The 16927-nt window shown below is 65.6% G+C and carries 15 protein-coding genes; 9 read left to right on the top strand and 6 right to left on the bottom strand.

Features of this window, described 5'->3' with window-relative positions:
* Positions 1-38: 38 nt before the first annotated feature.
* Together AWB95_RS12955 and AWB95_RS12950 are read left to right on the top strand one after the other, a co-directional pair.
* Positions 39-1313 (top strand): amidohydrolase family protein, encoded by a 1275-nt coding sequence (locus AWB95_RS12955; protein ID WP_062540056.1) that lies wholly within the window; start codon positions 39-41, stop codon positions 1311-1313.
* A 9-nt stretch (positions 1314-1322) separates the two neighbouring features.
* Positions 1323-1997 carry a PadR family transcriptional regulator gene (locus AWB95_RS12950; RefSeq protein WP_062540057.1) on the top strand — a complete coding sequence of 225 codons (675 nt, stop codon included), beginning with the start codon at positions 1323-1325 and terminating at the stop codon, positions 1995-1997.
* Here the strand turns inward: AWB95_RS12950 and AWB95_RS12945 are convergent, their stop codons facing one another.
* The 5 genes from AWB95_RS12945 to AWB95_RS12925 form a co-directional block, all read right to left on the bottom strand.
* Positions 1998-3689: a 3-ketosteroid-delta-1-dehydrogenase gene (locus tag AWB95_RS12945; RefSeq protein ID WP_084707112.1), complete on the bottom strand. Its 1692-nt coding sequence runs from the start codon at positions 3687-3689 to the stop codon at positions 1998-2000.
* Positions 3690-3858: 169 nt separating this feature from the next.
* The gene (locus AWB95_RS12940) at positions 3859-4686 is read right to left on the bottom strand and encodes an IclR family transcriptional regulator (RefSeq protein WP_062540059.1); all 828 of its coding nucleotides are present in this window, start codon (positions 4684-4686) and stop codon (positions 3859-3861) included.
* A 90-nt stretch (positions 4687-4776) separates the two neighbouring features.
* Positions 4777-6243: an FAD-dependent oxidoreductase gene (locus AWB95_RS12935; RefSeq protein WP_062540060.1), complete on the bottom strand. Its 1467-nt coding sequence runs from the start codon at positions 6241-6243 to the stop codon at positions 4777-4779.
* Positions 6240-7148: a biphenyl-2,3-diol 1,2-dioxygenase gene (gene bphC / locus AWB95_RS12930; protein WP_062540061.1), complete on the bottom strand. Its 909-nt coding sequence runs from the start codon at positions 7146-7148 to the stop codon at positions 6240-6242. The genes AWB95_RS12935 and bphC overlap by 4 nt, the downstream gene beginning before the upstream one ends.
* Positions 7149-7161: 13 nt before the next feature.
* The gene (locus AWB95_RS12925) at positions 7162-8346 is read right to left on the bottom strand and encodes an acyl-CoA dehydrogenase family protein (RefSeq protein ID WP_062540062.1); all 1185 of its coding nucleotides are present in this window, start codon (positions 8344-8346) and stop codon (positions 7162-7164) included.
* A 126-nt stretch (positions 8347-8472) separates the two neighbouring features.
* Here AWB95_RS12925 and AWB95_RS12920 point away from each other — a divergent pair, with 126 nt between their 5' ends.
* From AWB95_RS12920 to AWB95_RS12910, 3 genes are read left to right on the top strand one after another with little or no spacing between them, the layout of a single operon-like run.
* Positions 8473-10068, top strand: coding sequence for a flavin-containing monooxygenase (locus AWB95_RS12920; protein WP_062540063.1), 1596 nt, complete (start codon positions 8473-8475; stop codon positions 10066-10068).
* Between the two features lie 21 nt (positions 10069-10089).
* Positions 10090-10881, top strand: coding sequence for an SDR family NAD(P)-dependent oxidoreductase (locus tag AWB95_RS12915; protein WP_062540065.1), 792 nt, complete (start codon positions 10090-10092; stop codon positions 10879-10881).
* Positions 10878-11729, top strand: a complete 852-nt coding sequence (locus tag AWB95_RS12910; RefSeq protein ID WP_062540064.1) for an alpha/beta fold hydrolase — start codon at positions 10878-10880, stop codon at positions 11727-11729. The genes AWB95_RS12915 and AWB95_RS12910 overlap by 4 nt, the downstream gene beginning before the upstream one ends.
* A gap of 9 nt (positions 11730-11738) precedes the next feature.
* Here AWB95_RS12910 and AWB95_RS12905 read toward each other — a convergent pair whose 3' ends face one another.
* Entirely contained in the window at positions 11739-13259 is a 1521-nt protein-coding gene (locus tag AWB95_RS12905) for an LCP family protein (RefSeq protein WP_085168309.1), read from the bottom strand.
* A 378-nt stretch (positions 13260-13637) separates the two neighbouring features.
* Between AWB95_RS12905 and AWB95_RS12900 the strand changes: the two genes are divergently transcribed.
* The 4 genes from AWB95_RS12900 to AWB95_RS12885 all read left to right on the top strand — a co-directional run bounded on the left by AWB95_RS12900 (position 13638) and on the right by AWB95_RS12885 (position 16924).
* Positions 13638-13955 (top strand): hypothetical protein, encoded by a 318-nt coding sequence (locus AWB95_RS12900; protein ID WP_099539602.1) that lies wholly within the window; start codon positions 13638-13640, stop codon positions 13953-13955.
* Positions 13956-14183: 228 nt separating this feature from the next.
* On the top strand, positions 14184-14855 hold the full coding sequence (locus tag AWB95_RS12895) for a TetR/AcrR family transcriptional regulator (RefSeq protein WP_062539638.1): 672 nt from the start codon (positions 14184-14186) through the stop codon (positions 14853-14855).
* Positions 14856-15258: 403 nt separating this feature from the next.
* On the top strand, positions 15259-16053 hold the full coding sequence (locus AWB95_RS12890; RefSeq protein WP_062539637.1) for an MlaE family ABC transporter permease: 795 nt from the start codon (positions 15259-15261) through the stop codon (positions 16051-16053).
* A 1-nt stretch (position 16054) separates the two neighbouring features.
* A complete protein-coding gene (locus AWB95_RS12885) occupies positions 16055-16924 on the top strand; it encodes an MlaE family ABC transporter permease (RefSeq protein WP_062539636.1) in 870 nt (289 codons plus the stop codon).
* Positions 16925-16927 lie beyond the last annotated feature (3 nt).

The following is a 16927-nucleotide window of genomic DNA, read 5'->3' as shown; positions in this document are numbered from 1 at the left end:
CGAGGCTAGGTTGTGACTGGACCTACGCGGAGGACACGATGGCTGCAACCTGGGACACAATCGATCGGTACGTCGTCATCTCGACGGACACTCACGCCGGGGCCGATCTCTACGACTACAAGCAGTATTTGCCGGCCGCGCTGCACGACGAGTTCGACGCCTGGGCCAAGACATACGTCAGCCCGTTCGACGACTTGATCATCGCCACCGCCGCCCGCAACTGGGACCACGAGCTGCGGCTCTCCGAGATGGACGCCGACGGCGTGGCCGGCGAGGTGCTGCTGCCCAACACCGTGCCGCCGTTCTTCCCGACCACCCCCAACATCACGATCAGCCTGCCGCGTACCCGCGACGAATTCGAGAAGCGTTGGGCCGGCGTGCAAGCGCACAACCGCTGGCAGGTCGACTTCTGCTCGCTGGCCCCGACGCGGCGCCGGGGGCTGATTCAAATCTTTCCCAACGACGTCGACCTGGCCTTGGAGGAGATCCGTTGGGGCGCCAAGCAGGAATGTTTCGGCGGCGTGCTCATCCCGCCCGTCTCGCCCGGTGACCCGCAGGTCGCCCCGCTGTTTCACACCCGCTACGAGCCGATCTGGGCGCTGTGCGCGGAGCTGGACCTGACCGTGGTGCAGCATGCGGGCGCCGGCAGTCCCGAGATGCCGATGGACCAGCCGGCATCCAACGCGGTGCTGATCACGGAGATGGCGATCTGGGCGAACCGCACGCTCGGCCATTTGATCCTCGCAGGGGTATTCGAACGGTATCCGACGCTGCGGTTCGTGCCGACCGAGCAGGGCACGCTCTGGGTCCAGCCGCAGCTGGCAGTGCTCGACGCCATGGTGCCCACCATGAAATCCGAGGCGCACAACCGCACCTACGGGATGTTCGGTGGGTCGTCGGTCGACGAGCTGACGCTTTCTCCAAGCGAATATGCCCAGCGCAACGTCTATTTGGCCAGCGAGCTCGCGCCCTACGACTCGGCGATGATCGATTTCATGGGGGCCGACCACATCATGTGGGGCAGTGACTACCCGCATGAGGAAGGCTTCACGCCGCATTCGAAGCAGGCGATCCGCTGGGCCCTGCATGACAAGTCCGAGGACTCCTGCCGAAAGATATTGGGCGGCAACGCCGGTCGGCTATACCGCTTCGATCTTGATGCGCTGGCTTCCGTCGCAGCCAAGATCGGGCCCACGGTTGAAGAAGTGCGTACTCCGTTGGAGGACACCGGCTACCATGCTCCGGCGGCGTTCGGCTATCGCCCGTTCGAAGGCGGGCTCGCGCTCAAGCGCCTGGCTCCGGCTCGCAGTTAATCTGGGCAAATGAAAGGCAGCGATCCGGGGGGTAAGCCGAATCTTGCGGCGACCAGCTGGGCGCTGCTCGGCATGTTGTCGTACGAGCACGAACTCTCCGGGTATGACATCCGAAAGTTCATCGACTGGAGCATGCGCTTCTACTATGGCAGCCCCGCCTACAGCCAGATCTATTCGGAGCTCAGGAAGCTCGAACAGCTGGGGCTGGTGACCTCGCGCGTCGAGAACACGGGCGGCACACGCAATCGCAGGCTGTACAAGATCACCGAAGCAGGGTTGGATGCAGTGACCCGGTGGGCAAATGAGGCGCCGGTCGACCCGCCGACGCTCAAGCACGGCGCGCTGCTGCGGGTGACATTGGGACATCTCACCAACCCGGCGCGGCTGAAAGAGGTGCTGCAAGAACACGTGACCTATGCCGACGAGATGCACCGCAAGGCGGCCAAGGACGCACGCTGGGCCGGCGCGGATCCGTCGTGGGCATATGCCCGCGTCGCGTTGCAGTGGGCCGAGCGGTATTACGCCAACGAGCGCGAGCTCGCGCTGAAGCTGATCAAAGAGCTCGACGAGGCCGAAGCCGCCTTCCCGCAGGCCCAGAAAGGCGGGCCCGAGAAAATTCCTTGGCCCACACCGGAATTCTGGTACGAGATCGAGAAGAAGGCCAACGCTGAGGAACCGGACTGATCACGCTTCGGCGGCGGCGCGGGCTGCGATGTAGCCGTACACCAGTCCCTGGGCGATAGTCGCACCGGCGCCGGGATAGGTGGTCCCGAACGCGTTGGCGGCAGTGTTGCCGATCGCGTACAGGCCCTCGATGACACTGCCGTCTTCGCGCAGTACCCGAGCATGGTCATCTGCTCGCAGGCCGCCGCAGGTGCCGAGGTCGCTGAGCACCATCTTGACCGCGTAGAAAGGCCCCTGATCGAGGGCGCGCAGATTCGGGTTCGGGGCGATGGTCGGATCGCCGTAGTACCGGTCATAAGCACTGTCGCCGCGGTGGAAGTCCGTGTCACGTCCCGCTTGTGACATCTTGTTGAACCGCTTCACGGTCGCGGTGAATTGTGTTCGGGGAATACCGATCTTGTCGCCGAGTACACCCACGTCATCTGCCCGATGGGCGATGCCGGCCCGGTACCACGCCCGTGGAATCGGCATACGCGGAAACAGTTCACCGGCAAAGACGTAGCTGTTGCGGTACTGCTGGTCGAAGACGAGCCACATGGATTCGACCGGATTGCCTGACCGTTCCCGATCCAGTAGGCACTGGCCGAACGACATGTAATCCGTTGCCTCGTTGGCGAATCGGGTACCGTGCTGATCGACGATCAGTGAACCTGGCAGCGCTCGCTCGGCCAACATCACGAACGGGGCTCCGCCCGGCAGCGGCGCCACGGCCGGGAACCACCACGCCTGGTCCATGAGATCGATTGCGGCACCGAGGTCTTGAGCATGACGGATCGCATCGCCGGTATTGGTCTCGGCGCCCAGGCTCATGTGCTCGCCGAGTGATTCGGACTGAAACTTCCACCGCATAGCCATGCTGTGGTCGAACCCACCCGCCGCCAAAACCACGCCGCGGCGCGCAGTGACGGACACCTCGCGGCCGTCGCGACCTATCACCGCGCCGCTGATGCGCCCGCCGTCAATGGTCAAGCGCTGCAGCGCGGCGTCGGTCCAAATCGGTATGCCCGCCCGCAGCAGGCCGGCCAAGAGTCCGGCGGCCAAAGCCTGACCGCCCGCGACGTAACGGCGGGCAAGCAGCAGTCCGCCCACTCCTTGGCCGAGGCGCTTGGCGATGGTCGGTATGCCCCGCCGCGGAACGCGAGCCATCAGGTTCATCCACCGGTAGTCAGCGGTGGTCGTGGGCATCGGAAGCTTGGGCTCCATGAGCCCGGGTCGCAGCCGGTTGCGGTACTCGCCGAGGATTGCGGAGTTCAGCGGTCGGCATTCGCACGTCCGCCCGGCTGCGGCGCCGCCGGGTGCCTCGGGGTGGTAGTCCGAATAGTCCTTGGCCCAAGCGAACCGGATCGGAGTGGTGCGCCGCAGCATCTCGACCATCCCGGTCACGTTGCGCAGGTAACTAGCGGATCGTTCGGCAGGCGCCGTACCTGCCACCACCGACCGGAGATACGTCTCGGCGCGCTCCACGGTGTCTCCGGCGCCCTGCTCGTTCAGAATCGGGCTTGCCGGCAACCACAATGCGCCGCCCGAGCGAGCGGTCGAGCCGCCGACATAGGACGATTTCTCGACGATCAGCACGTCCAATCCGCGTTCGCGGGCGGCCAATGCCGCTGCCATCCCCGTGCCGGAGCCGACGACCAGGAGGTCGACTGTGATGTCGCGGACCGGCAAGCGGGCGGGGATTGTGGCCGTCACGCTGCTGACACTAGGCCGCGGAATCGGCGATGGTTATGTGGTTTCCCTGCCAGCGGGATGCTCTCGCTTCCCCGCGCCGAAACTGTAGTTAGCGTGGAAAAGTTCGAGTGGCGGGCACGCTAGCTACAGGCTCGGGGCGAGACATCGGCCGCGATTTGCGGGTCGAGCCTCATGCGTACTGCAGGGCTCGTTCGCGCAGCCCCGGCTCTACCCGCAATGGGCATACCTGCTGCAGCGTCGGCGCCACCCGCTGCGGACCGTCTTCCACGTTGTGCCAGATGCCCATTGCCGCCATCCGCACCGGCGCGGCCATCCGCTGATCGAACATCATCCGGCTCATCGGCCCGCATATCGACACCGCCGCAATCGCCTCGCCCGGATCGCCGATCGGCGCAGCGACACAGCCGAATCCGGGCAACGACTCCTCTCGGTCGAACGCCACCCCGCGGGCGCGAACCTTGGCCAGTTCGGCGGTCAGCTGCGCCGAACTGCTGATCGAATACCTGGTCTTGCGGTTACCGAGATCGGCCGCGTGGGCGCCGTCGTTGTACGCCAGGATCGCTTTGCCAACCGCTGTGCAGTGCGCCGGCTGGCGTCCCCCGACTCGGCTGGGGATCGCGGCGGCCATCCGGTCGCCGATCTTCTCCAGGTACACGACGTCGGCGCCGTCCAGGACGGCCAAATGGACAACCAGCCCTGTGACACGGTGCAGATCGTGCAGCAGCGAGACTGCCGCCCGGTGCAGCCGGTCCTGGTGAACGGCCAGCGATCCGAGTTCGACCGGTCGCATGCCGAGTTCGTAGTCGCGACCGTCACGCCGCAGCCAACGTAGTTGCACCAGCCGCTCCAGCATCCGATGCGCCGACGAGCGCGGCAGACCGGTGCGGCGCACGATCTGGGCCAGGTTCAGCCGACCCGGGCCGTCAAAAGCATTCAGCACCAACGACACTCGGTCGATGACGGCACTGGGAGTGGTGGGTTCCACGGTCACGCTCACGACGCCTCCTTGCGCGGCAGCATATGACTAATAGAAATATATCTGTTTGTACCACACAGGTGTGGTCGCTGTCACATCTACAGAAAGTGCTCAGCCCTTGGCGGCGGCTCGGCCAGCGCGACGCCCGTAGAAGCTGCCGTCGCCGAGCGAGATCCCGCTGGCGTAACCCCACGCCGCCAGGCCGGCGGTGCAGCGGCCTGCCGCGAACAGACCGGGGATCGGCTCCCCGCTGACGTGAAGTACTTCGGAATCCAGAGTGGTCTTCAGGCCGCCCAGCGTGAAGCCGCCCGTGCTGTCGCGCAGATCGATCGCACCCACTGGAGATCCGATGGGCCGCAACCACTCTGCCTTCTTGTGCAGCAGCGGATCCTCGCCGCGCGCGGCGCCGTCGTTGTAGGCCGCAATAGTGGCCTGTAGCGAGCCGGGCGCGAGCCCCATCTCCTGCTCGAGCTCGGCGACGGTTTCGCACACCCACCTCGGCGGACGCAGCATCAACTTCGGGGACAGCGACGCCATCGCCTCGTTCTGCGCGGTCTCGTCGATGACGAGATATGCGGTGTTGTCCTGCTGGTAGAGCGTGAGCTGCCCGATGCGGCCCGGATAGGTGTCCTCGGCGACATAGCGTTGACCACGGCCGTTGACCAGGATGCCGCGCACCAGCTGCTGGGGGTCGATGAAGATCGCCACCTCGGTGGCGTCCATGTGGGCCAGATCCGCACCCAGCGCCTGCGCCATCCGGATGGCCTGGCCGTCGTGCTGCTCGATCGACGCGGCCGGGCGCCCGGCGATCCGCGGGGCGTACTGGGCCACCATCGCGTCGTTGTAGGCGAAGCTGCCCGTCGCGAGCACCACCCCCCGGCGCGCGCGGATCGTCACCTCGTTGCCGTACTGCCGGGCGCAGATTCCCGTTATGCGGCCGCTGGATTCGACGACCAGTCGCTGCACCCGCACGTCGTAGACCGCCCGAGCGCCTGCCGCGGTCGCGGTTTCCACGAGCGGTTTCATCAGCATGTAGCCGGCGCTGGCCTCGCCCTGTTTCTTGTTCGACATCTGCGGGACGTGACCGCGCGGCGCAGGAGTCGCGATCGTGTTGAATGGATACGAGTTTTCGCCGCCGCTGTACATCAGGCCCTGGTCGCCCATCGGCTCCCAGCCGGGTTCGGAAAAGAACTCGGCTTTGAACGGCACGCCGCAGTCGACGAGCCAATTGAAGTGGTCGACGCTGCCGGCGCAGTAGTCGGCGATGCGGTCCCCGTCGGCGCCCGGTCCCATGGCGACGTTCAGGAACGCCGCCATGTTGTCGACGGAATCGTCGAAGCCGCAAGCCTTTTGCAGTGGTGTGCCGCCGCCGAGATAGATGAACCCGCCCGCCATGGCCGCCGCGCCGCCCCAGGATCCGGTGCGTTCCAGTACCAGGACATCGGCGCCAGATCGAGCGGCTTCGACCGCCGCGGCCGCGCCGGCCACGCCGTATCCGGCCACCACGACGTCGGCCTCATGGTCCCAAGAGGTGACGGACACGGCCGGGACGGGGTGGACGTCGGCGCCGGACGTCATAGTCGCATGGCCGCGGGCATCTCACCGACCCACTGATGCCCCCAATAGCTGTCGGCGGTGATTTCCTCTGCGGTGTAATATGTTTCGTCGACCCGCATCCCGTCGGTGCCGAACTCGATATCCCAATCCCCGGGCGCACGCACGTAGAACGACACCATCTTGTCGTTGGTGTGCCGCCCCAGCGTCGACGACAACTGGAATCCCCCGGCGTTGACCCGGTCCAGCGCCTGGCCCACCGCGTCGAGGGTGTCGACCTCGACCATGATGTGCACCAGGCGCGGGTCGCGCTGATGGGCGGCCGGGACGATGGCCAGGCTGTGGTGCCGCTCGTTGATCCCGAGGAAGCGCACCCGCACCGCGCCGAACTCCTTCGGCAGCGGCACCCGGAACGCGCCGCGCGAACGGAACCCCAATACCTCGGTGTAGAAGTCGAATAGCGCATTGGGATCGGTGGCCGGCACCACGACATGGCCCATGCCCTGATCGCCTGTGACGAACTTCGCGCCGAACGGCGTGACGACCGGGCTGTGGTCCAGCACGGCACCGTGGAACACCTCGAGCGTGGTACCCGCGGGGTCCTCGAAAGTGATCACTTCTTCCACCCGGCGGGCATCGGCCTCGTCGGCGGACAGCTGCTTGAACGGCATCCCGGCGCCGTCGAGGGCCGCCTTCACCCGCTGCAGCGCCGGGTGGTCGCGCACTTCCCAGCCGATCGTGAGGACCCGGTCGGTCTCACCGGGCACCACGATGAGGCGGGCGGCGCGCTCGTCCATCCGCAGATACAGCGCTGACGGGTCGGGTCCGCTGCCCTTGGCGAAGCCCAGCACGTCGAAGGCGAAGTGCCGCCAACGCTCGATGTCTTTGGTGGAAATGGTGATGTAGCCCAAGCTCTTCAGGTCGCTCACTTGCCGGTTCCTCCTAGATCAAAGCGCGCAGCGGACCCTCGGGTGGATCGATGCCCAGCGAGCTGAGTGCCGACGCGTGGAAGACGGTGCCCGGCACATGGATGGCATGCAGGTGGCCGACATGCACGTCACGCCAGTATCGCTGCAGCGGCTTGTCCATCCGCGCCGCATTACCGCCCGAGCGGGCGAAGATCTCGTCGACCGCCGACACCGCACGCCACGCTGCCCGGATCTGGGTACGCCGGCCCGCGGCGCGGTCGGCGAACGACACCTCCTTCCCAGAAGCGACGATGTCGTAGATGCGGTCCACGTTGGCCAGCAGCTCCTGGCGGGCGGCGTTGATGTCGGCGGCGGCCTCGCCGATGGCGTACATCACGTAGGGGTCGTCCTTGATCGCGGTTCCGGTCGCGCCGACCCGCTCGCGTTGGTAGTCCAAGTGAGCGGCCAGTGCCCCTTCGGCGATGCCGACGACCGCGGCGGTGATCCCCAGCGGGAACATCGTCGACCACGGCATCAGGTACAGCGGCTCGGTCATCCCGGCCTCCCGCTGGGCGGTGCCGTCCATCACCTTGGTCGCGTCCATGGTCCGGTAGGCCGGGACGAACGCGTCTTTGACGATGACGTCCTTGGACCCGGTTCCGCGCAGCCCCACCACATTCCACGAGTCCTCGACGATCTGGTAGTCCTTGCGGGGCAAGACCATGTGCAGCATCTGGGGCGGCATCAGCGGGACGCCCTGCTCGTCGCCGAGCATCGCGCCCAGGATGATCCAGTCGCAGTGGTCGGTGCCCGAGCTGAACTGCCAGCGACCGTTGAAGAGGTAGCCGCCGTCGACCGGCTTGGCCACGCCCTGCGGCGCGTACGGAGAGGCCATCCAGGTGTCGACGTCGTCGGCCCAAATTTCGGCGGGCACTTTCGGATCCGCATACGCCAGCTGGTAGGGGTGCACGCCCACCACCCCGACGATCCACCCGGCGGCCGGATCGAGCGCCGCGGTTGCCATCACCGTCTCGGCGAACTCGCGCGGGTGGGCCTCAAACCCCCGGTACTGCTTGGTTTGCAGCAGCCGGATCAGGCCGGCCCCTCTCATCAGCTTGACCGTGTCGTCGGTGAGCCGGCCGATCCTCTCGGCTTCCGCGGCCTGCTCGCGCAGCTGGTCGGCGATGTCCATCACCCGGTCGATTACCCGCTCGCTCATGCTGTCGTCCTTATGTCGTCGGCTGCGAAGAGATGGTCTCCTGCCGGAGATGATGACACCTTGGGCGATCCCGATGAGCGGGAAGCAACTCCTTGGGCCCAAAGCACATGGGTCTACCGTTTCGTCGTGACACTCGACGCGGTGGTTGTCGGCGCCGGCTTCGCCGGTCTGTACGCCTTGCACAAACTGCGCTCGCAGGGGCTGGCGGTGCGGGTCTTCGAGGCCGCTCCCGACGTCGGCGGAACCTGGTACTTCAACCGCTATCCGGGCTGTCGCTGCGACGTCGAGAGCGTCGACTACTGCTACTCGTTCTCCGACAAGCTGCAGCAGGAGTGGAACTGGACGGAAAAGTATGCGACGCAGGCCGAGATCCTCCGCTACATCAACTGGGTCGCCGACAAGCTGGACCTCCGCAAGGACATCACCTTCAACACCCGCGTTTCCTCGGCGGTCCTCGGCGAGCACACCCTGCACTGGACGGTGACCAGAGACGGCGGCGAGGTTGTCACCGCCCGGTTCTGCCTGCTGGCCACCGGCTCCCTGTCCGCTGCGCTCACCCCCGCCTTCCCAGGCCTGGACGCCTTCGCCGGCGAGGTGTACCACACCGCCCATTGGCCGCATGAGCCTGTCGACTTCACCGCACAACGTGTCGCAGTGATCGGCACGGGATCATCTGGCATCCAATCGATTCCGGTCATCGCTGAACAAGCCGCGCAACTCTACGTGTTCCAGCGCACCCCCAACTTCAGCGTCCCGGCCGGCAACAAACCGCTCAGCGAAGCGGACATGGCCGAGATCAAAGCCACCTACACAGAGCGGCGCCGGTTGTCGTGGCGCAGCGGCGGCGGCTCACCGCATATCGCCCACCCCCGCAACACGATGGAGGTATCCCGCGAAGAGCGCCGAGCAGCGTTCGAAAAGCGTTGGCAGCTCGGCGGTGTGTTGTTCTCCAAGACCTTCCCCGACCAGATGATCGACCCGGCAGCCAACGAGGAGGCCAAGCGGTTCTACGAGGAGAAGGTTCGTGCCGTCATCGACGACCCCGGCGTCGCCGACCTGCTGATCCCCCATGACCATCCCATCGGGACCAAACGTATCTGCACTGACACCAACTACTTTCAGACGTTCAACAAGCCGCACGTCATGCTGGTCAGCGTGCGCAAGACCCCGATCGAGTCGATCGACGCGACCGGGATCAACACCACCGATGCGCATTACGACGTGGACACGATCGTCCTGGCCACCGGTTTCGATGCAATGACCGGCGCACTGGCCAACATCGACATCGTCGGCCGCAATGGCGAATTACTGCGCGACGACTGGAAAGACGGACCCCGCACGTATCTGGGCCTGGGTGTGGACGGGTTCCCCAACCTCTTCATCGTCTCGGGACCCGGCGCGCCGGGCGTGCTGGCCAATATGGTGCTGCATGCCGAGGCGCAGGTGAACTGGATCGCCGAGGCCATTGGCTATCTCGACCAGCACGGCTACACCGCGATCGAAGCCAGCGCGGACGCGGTGGAAAACTGGATAGCCGAATGCACCCAGCGGGCGGAGGCGACCCTGTTTCCCAAGGCGAATTCCTGGTACCTGGGCGCCAACGTTCCCGGCAAGCCGCGCGTATTCATGTTGTTCGTCAGCGGATTCGCCGTCTACAACGACATCTGCACCGAGGTGGCCCGGGCCGACTACAAGGGCTTTAACCTGATCAAGGAGTCCTGAGCTGATCCGACGGGAGTGCAGATGAAGCGTTTAGAGGGCAACCGCGTTCTGGTGACCGGCGCCGCATCGGGCATCGGGCAGGCGACCACGCTGCGACTGCTCGAGGAGGGGGCCGCCGTCGTCGCCGCCGACATCTCCGCCGACGGATTGGACAAGACCCGCGCCATGGCCGGGGAGGCCGGCACCGCAGGGCGGCTCAGCACCCTGGAAATGAACATCGGCGACGAGGCGTCGGTGGTCGACGGCGTGCGGTCGGCGGTCGGCGCGCTGGGCGGTCTCGATTCGCTGGTCAACTCTGCCGGGATCCTGCGCGCCGCGCATACCCATCAGATGAGCCTCCAAGACTGGAATCAGATCATCGGGGTCAACTTGACCGGGACGTTTTTGGTGGTGCGGGAGGCGCTGCCGACGTTGCTGACCAACCCGCGCAGCGCAATCGTGAACTTCAGCTCGACCTCGGCGTCGTTTGCGCACCCGTACATGGCGGCGTATGCGGCGAGTAAGGGCGGAATCCAGTCCTTCACCCATGCGCTGGCGCTCGAGTACGCCAAGCAAGGCCTGCGTGCGGTGTGCGTGGCGCCCGGCAGCATCAAATCCGGAATCACCGATGCCACAGCGGGATACCTTCCGCCGGACAGCGATTGGTCGCTGTTGGCCAAACTGTCGCCGATCATGCCCACCACGCTGGAATCGAGTGGCGCACCGATGGCCGACCCGGGGGCCGTCGCCGGCGTCATCGCCATGCTGGTCTCCGACGACGGCGCGTTCATCACCGGCACCGAGATCCGCATCGACGGCGGGACCCACGCGTGACGGTCACCTACGAAGACACCATCCGCGAAATCGCGACCGACCCGGGCGTTCTGCGCTACCACGAAGCGGGCGACGGTCCGCCGCTGCTGCTACTTCACGGCTCCGGGCCGGGGGTGACGGGCTGGCGCAACTTCCGCGGCGTGCTGGAGGCATTCTCGGAGTTCTTCCGTTGCCTGGTACTGGAATTCCCGGGTTTCGGCGTGAGCGACGACTTCGGCGGCCACCCGATGATCACTGCCTTCGATGCGGTGGCGCGGTTTGTCGACTCGCTGGGTCTGGACAGTGTCGACATCATCGGCAACTCGATGGGCGGCGGTGTCGCACTCAACTTCGCGATAGCCCACCCCGATCGGGTGCGAAAGCTGGTGACCATCGGCGGGATCGGGCGGAACGTGTTCAGTCCCGGTCCGGCCGAAGGAATTCGGCTGCTGCAGGAGTTCACCGAAGAGCCCAGCCGGGAGCGGTTGGTCCGGTGGCTGCACTCGATGGTGTACGACCCGGCGGTGGTGACCGAGGAGCTGATCGAGGAGCGGTGGAACCACGCCACCGATCCGGCGACGCTGGCCGGGGCGCGCCGGATGTACAGCCGCGAAGCGTTCGAACAGATGACGAAGGCCACGGAGTCGTCCAAAGGCCCGCAGCCGTGGGCGATGATGCACCGCGTCAGGGCGCCGACGTTGATCACCTGGGGCCGTGACGACCGGGTCAGCCCGCTGGACATGGCGTTGATCCCGATGCGCACCATCCCGAACGCCGAACTGCACGTGTTCCCCAACTGCGGGCATTGGACGATGATCGAGGCGAGGGAAGCCTTTCAGAGCGTCGTGCTGGCGTTCCTGTTGCGATAAAGGGGCCGCTTAGTTGACGCAGGGCACGCCGCCGCCGTCGATCGGCGCGCCCTGGTCGGGCGTGGGCTCGGTGCTGCTGGTGGTGGTGCGCGAGCCGTGATAGGAGCCCACAACCGTTGATGCAGTGCTGGTTTCGTCTTGGGACGGTAACGAGTAGTCGTCGCCGACGAAGACCTGAACGCGGCCGGCGCTCAGCGCGGAGTCACTGTGATCGGCGACGTCGATGCCCAGCAATGTCGCGATGGCCTGCGCATCGGATTTGGCGCCGGAACCGTAGTCGACGATGGTCGAGCTCGGTTCGCCGTACTCGCGGTCGCGCACTGTGCCGGCGGCATAACCTTTCTGGCTCAGCGTCTTTGACACCTTGGTGGCGAGCCCGGAGGTGCTGCTGGCGTTGACCACGTCGACGACGGTGGACGGGTTCGGTGCCGTGGTCGTCGTGGTGACCGGTGCGCTGGTGCCGAACGCGGTTGCCACCTCGGCCTTGATCGCCTTCGGGTCGACGATGTTGACGTCCTGGCCGTCGATGTTGTCGTAGCGCACCACCGGCAGCGTCCGGTACTCGACGTTGCCGCCGGCAAGAGCGCCCATCCGGCGGAACAAGTTCTCGTCCCAACCCGCCGACAGCACAACGTCTTTGCGCGCCACCGCCATCAAACCCTTCAGCTTGCTCAAGTCGGTGAACGTGCCCGAATCCTGCAGCTGGTGCATGACCGAGGACAAGAACGCCTGCTGGCGGTGGGTGCGGTCCAGGTCGCCGTTTTCCAGACCGTGGCGCTGCCGCACGAATGCCAGGGCCTGTTCGGCATCGAGCGTCTGGCGGCCGGCGGGGAAGTCCGCGCCCGAATATGAGTCGTACACAGCGTGTTTCAGACACACCTGGACGCCGCCGAGGCTTTCGGTGAGATCGTAGAAACCGGCCAGGTTGACTTCGGCGAAGTAGTCGATCGGGACGCCCGTCAGGTTTCGCACGGCGCGCAGGGTCGCCGAGCGGCCGGCCTCGCGGCCCTTGTTCTCGAGTTCCTTCTGATTGCTCATACCCTTGTCCATGAGCTTTTGCTCGGTGTAGGCCTTGGTGAGGCCGTACGCTTCCTTGATCTTGATGTGGTTGTAGCCCGGAACGCCGCTGAACGGCACATAGTCGTCGCGGGGGATCGAGAAGGCGGCGACTTTGTCGTCGGCGCCGACGTGCACCAGGATCAGCGTGTTGGTGTTGTAGCCGCCGTCTTCGGAATCACCGGCGTGCAGGTGCTTGAGGACCGCCCAGGGCAGCTCGTTACCGTCCTGGTCTTTGCGGGAGTCCAGGCCGATCAGCAGGATGTTCATCGCGCCGCCGCTGGAGTGCGGGTCCTCCGAGCGCAGCGCCTCGGAAACGGTGATGCCGCCCAGCATGCCGTGCGCCATCCACCAGCCCGCGCCGGTCGCCGCCACGGCCAGCACCGCAGCCAGCGCCATGCCGCCGCGGGCCAGCCGCCGGCGGATCTGCCATGGTCTCGCGCGGCGGTGCCTGCCGCCGGATCGGTTCACCACAATCTCGACTCTGTCGGGAAGCGCCGCGCCTGCCCCCGATGGCAACTTGCGGCGACAACGTCTACTACTTGGCGTTCCAGTATGCCGGAGCCGGCTGGAAAGTGCCCAGGCAAGGCGCGTGACCAGCGGCGGAATCTGCGACTTCGCACCGAACACGGGTCGCCGACTGGCACACTTTTCTGATCGGCCAGTGAAGTGAGACCAGCACGATGCATGCCGTTGCGATGGGAATGAGTTGGGCGGCGGTAGCGGGCGGCGCAGCAGTCGTCCCGTCCGCGCCGCGGGGCCGATGCGGTTGCCTGCCTGGTCAACGGTCCCTGGTCTTTGGGACCGCCACCTGAGAATCCCGGGGGCAACCCCGTGAAGGGAGTCTGGCAGATGTTGAACACCGTTCCGATCCACGACAGCCGGGTGTCTGAGCAGCGCGCGGAGGACGCCGAATTACTCAAGGAATCGGGCGTGCACAAGCTTGTCGTCGCAGACCGCGACGGCAACTGCTTGGCGTTCGTATTAGCTTGGGACAGCTTCGAATACGATGCTGACACCGACACCTATGTATGCGTTGTCGACGCTGACGGCAGGGAACTCATGACGATATATGCCGCCGGTGAAATCAAGTCAGCACCGGGCGCCAACATGTACGTTGTGACGGCGCCGGATCGGCCCGGTAGCCGCAGGGCGTTGCGCCCCTGTTGACCTGCCGGTCACCAGATAACGGCCAAAAGGCTGGGCGCTACTGACCTCACCCCCGAAGCCGGCTCGCCTCGCATCGGCTTCTGACGTGGACTTTCGATGCGATTTTGGCTGTTCGGGGACTTGGCTGGCGGCTGCGACGCGGCCATGCCCGGCACTGGCCGGGAGGTTACTCGGGCGCGGAAAGTATGGTAGACCGTTCGTACGGTTAGTTTGCTCCGAAGGGTTGAGATGCCCAGATCACCTGGCAGACGCAGCGAGATCCTGGATGCGTTTGTCCGCTACGTCGCCGAACGTGGCTATGAGAGAACGAATATCGGTGACATCGCCGACGAGCTCGGCATGTCCAAGGGCACCATCGTTCATCACTTCGGAACCAAAGCGCAGATGTTGCGGGAGCTCGAAGAAACCCGTTTGGCCCGTCAGCTCGAGGTTCTGCGGCTGGTATGGGATCGTCTGGCCGCGCCGCATGAACGCCTTGCCGCGATCATCTATGCCTCCACCCTGCTGCAGGTGATTGCCCGCGATGCGACGGTGGCCAGCCAGCGCGAGGTGCTTCAGTTGTCAGATGATCCGGCGATGCAACAGGTACGCAAGTCGCGCCGGCAGTTGCAAGCGTTGACAATTGACGAGATCCACAAAGGCGTGAAGAGCGGATTGTTCCGAAACGTGGACGTCGAACTGGCAGCCCTGCAGCTGTGGGGATCGCTGGAGTGGATGTGGGTGTGGTTCGACCCCGCCGGCTCCCGGACAGCCGAAGGAGTCGGCGCCGCCTTCGTCGACGTCTTCCTCGGCGGCCTGCTCCTCGACCGCTTGGGGCTCAGCAAGTGGGCAGACCCGTCCACGGAGGTCGTCTCAGTGGTGCGCGAATGCCTTACTGCGGTAACCGGTGTGACAGGTTGACCGCCGGACGGCGCCCTATGACCGTACGTATAGTCGGTTAGCCTGGATCCAGGCCCGCCCTCTGCCCTCGCACGCAGCACCTGTGTGGGTCGCGAAGGCCCTGGTAAGAAGTCATAATGACCCGACGTGCGTGTTGGGCGGAGCGACGCCCTGAGGACAGCGCTCGGCCCGATTTATTGACTGACCGTACGGTCTAATGCCATAGTGGGCGTGTGGCACGGACGAGGGCGACACGGATCAACGGCGCGGGTACCGCAACTGCCCGCCTGGAATATGACGATGTGCCATGCCGCAGATCGCACCGAGACCCGTTGCACCGCAACAGTGATCGAAGAAATTGGGATGATCCCGCACTGGTCGAAAGCTCCAAGCACGCTGTGGCGCAACTGGGTTCGAGGTGCCGATGACCACCGCGGATGTGGTCGCCGTCCGCGTACTCAACCGGATCCGGCCAGGCGCCGAAGTGGTCGGCGGGTTCTTCCGGATGTGCGTGCTGACCGGCAAAGCCCTGATGAGGCCGTTCGAATGGCGTGAGTTCATCTGGAACGGCTGGTTTCTCATGCGGGTGTCGCTGTTGCCGACCATCGCGGTGTCGATCCCGGAAACCGTGCTGCTCATCTTCACGCTCAACGTCTTGCTGGCCGAGTTCGGCGCCGCCGACGTTTCGGGTGCCGGCGCCGCGATCGGTGCTGTCACCCAGCTCGGACCGATCGTGACCGTCCTGGTGGTCGCCGGTGCCGGCGCCACCGCGATCTGCGCCGACCTCGGTGCCCGCACCATCCGGGAAGAGATCGACGCAATGGAGGTGCTGGGCATCGAGCCGATCCAACGGCTGGTGGTCCCCCGCGTCGTCGCCTCGATTGTCGTCGCCGTTTTGCTCAACGGTCTCGTGGTCGCCGTCGGACTGGGGGGCGGCTACCTCTTCAGCGTGTACCTGCAGAACGTCTCGAGCGGTGCCTACCTCTCCACGCTGACGGCGCTCACCGGGCTGCCCGAGGTGGTGATCGCGAACATCAAGGCAGCGATGTTCGGCCTGATCGCCGGTCTGGTCGGCTGCTACCGGGGGCTGATCGTCCGCGGCGGGTCCAAAGGCCTGGGCACTGCTGTCAACGAGACCGTGGTGCTGTGCTTCATCGCGTTGTTCGCGGTCAATGCGGCGTTGACCACGATCGGCGTGCGATTCGGAACAGGGCGCTGACATGTCGACGGCTGTCGCACCGTTTGCCCGCTTCCCGCAGGCAGCGGCCACCTTTCGCCGATACCGACGCGCTCCGGCGGACCAACTGACCGAGCTCGGGCAGATCGTCTGGTTCGCGCTGACCGCGGTGGGGCAAATCCCCTTCGCTCTGCAGCGCTACCGCAGAGAGCTGCTGCGCCTGATTGCCCAGATGGGCATGGGTACCGGCGCGATGGCGGTGGTCGGCGGAACCGCCGCCATCGTCGGCTTCATCACCTTGTCCGCCGGTTCGCTGGTCGCCATCCAGGGTTTTGCGTCGCTGGGCAACATCGGTGTCGAGGCTTTCACCGGATTTCTGGCCGCGATGGTCAATGTGCGGTTCGTGGCGCCGGTGGCCGCCGGTCAGGCGCTGGCCGCCACGGTCGGCGCCGGGGCCACCGCCGAGTTGGGCGCGATGCGCATCAGCGAGGAGATCGACGCGCTCGAGGTGATGAGCGTCAGGTCGATCGCCTACCTGGTGTCCACCCGGGTGGTGGCGGGTTTCGTCGTCATCATCCCGCTCTACGGGCTGGCGATAACCCTGGCCTTCCTGTCCGCACAAATCACCACGGTCTTGTTCTACGGACAGTCCATCGGCACCTACGACCACTACTTCCACACGTTCCTGCGCCCCAACGACGTGGCGTGGTCGTTCGCCGAGGTGATCCTCGTCGCGCTGGTCGTGATGACCACCCACTGCTACTACGGCTACACCGCCAGCGGCGGGCCGGTCGGGGTCGGTGAAGCGGTGGGTCGGTCGATGCGGCTGTCGCTGATCACGATCGTTGTCGTGGTCGTGCTGACAGCCATGTCGGTCTACGGCAAGAACCCGAACTTCAACCTCACGGTGTAGTCG

Source organism: Mycobacterium celatum, from assembly GCF_002101595.1.
GTDB classification, from domain to species: Bacteria; Actinomycetota; Actinomycetes; order Mycobacteriales; family Mycobacteriaceae; genus Mycobacterium; species Mycobacterium celatum.
The sequence above is the reverse complement of the archived record's forward strand: the minus strand, read 5'-3'. Positions and strand labels throughout refer to the sequence as shown.

What these genes read in the sequence shown, in the direction of transcription:
- AWB95_RS12955 (WP_062540056.1), top strand. Translation starts at nt 39, where the DNA reads ATGGCTGCAACCTGGGACACAATCGATCGGTACGTCGTCATCTCGACG.
- AWB95_RS12895 (WP_062539638.1), top strand. Translation starts at nt 14,184, where the DNA reads ATGCCCAGATCACCTGGCAGACGCAGCGAGATCCTGGATGCGTTTGTC.
- AWB95_RS12950 (WP_062540057.1), top strand. Translation starts at nt 1,323, where the DNA reads ATGAAAGGCAGCGATCCGGGGGGTAAGCCGAATCTTGCGGCGACCAGC.
- AWB95_RS12925 (WP_062540062.1), bottom strand. Translation starts at nt 8,346, where the DNA reads ATGAGCGAGCGGGTAATCGACCGGGTGATGGACATCGCCGACCAGCTG.
- AWB95_RS12935 (WP_062540060.1), bottom strand. Translation starts at nt 6,243, where the DNA reads ATGACGTCCGGCGCCGACGTCCACCCCGTCCCGGCCGTGTCCGTCACC.
- AWB95_RS12890 (WP_062539637.1), top strand. Translation starts at nt 15,259, where the DNA reads ATGACCACCGCGGATGTGGTCGCCGTCCGCGTACTCAACCGGATCCGG.
- AWB95_RS12915 (WP_062540065.1), top strand. Translation starts at nt 10,090, where the DNA reads ATGAAGCGTTTAGAGGGCAACCGCGTTCTGGTGACCGGCGCCGCATCG.
- AWB95_RS12885 (WP_062539636.1), top strand. Translation starts at nt 16,055, where the DNA reads ATGTCGACGGCTGTCGCACCGTTTGCCCGCTTCCCGCAGGCAGCGGCC.
- AWB95_RS12900 (WP_099539602.1), top strand. Translation starts at nt 13,638, where the DNA reads ATGTTGAACACCGTTCCGATCCACGACAGCCGGGTGTCTGAGCAGCGC.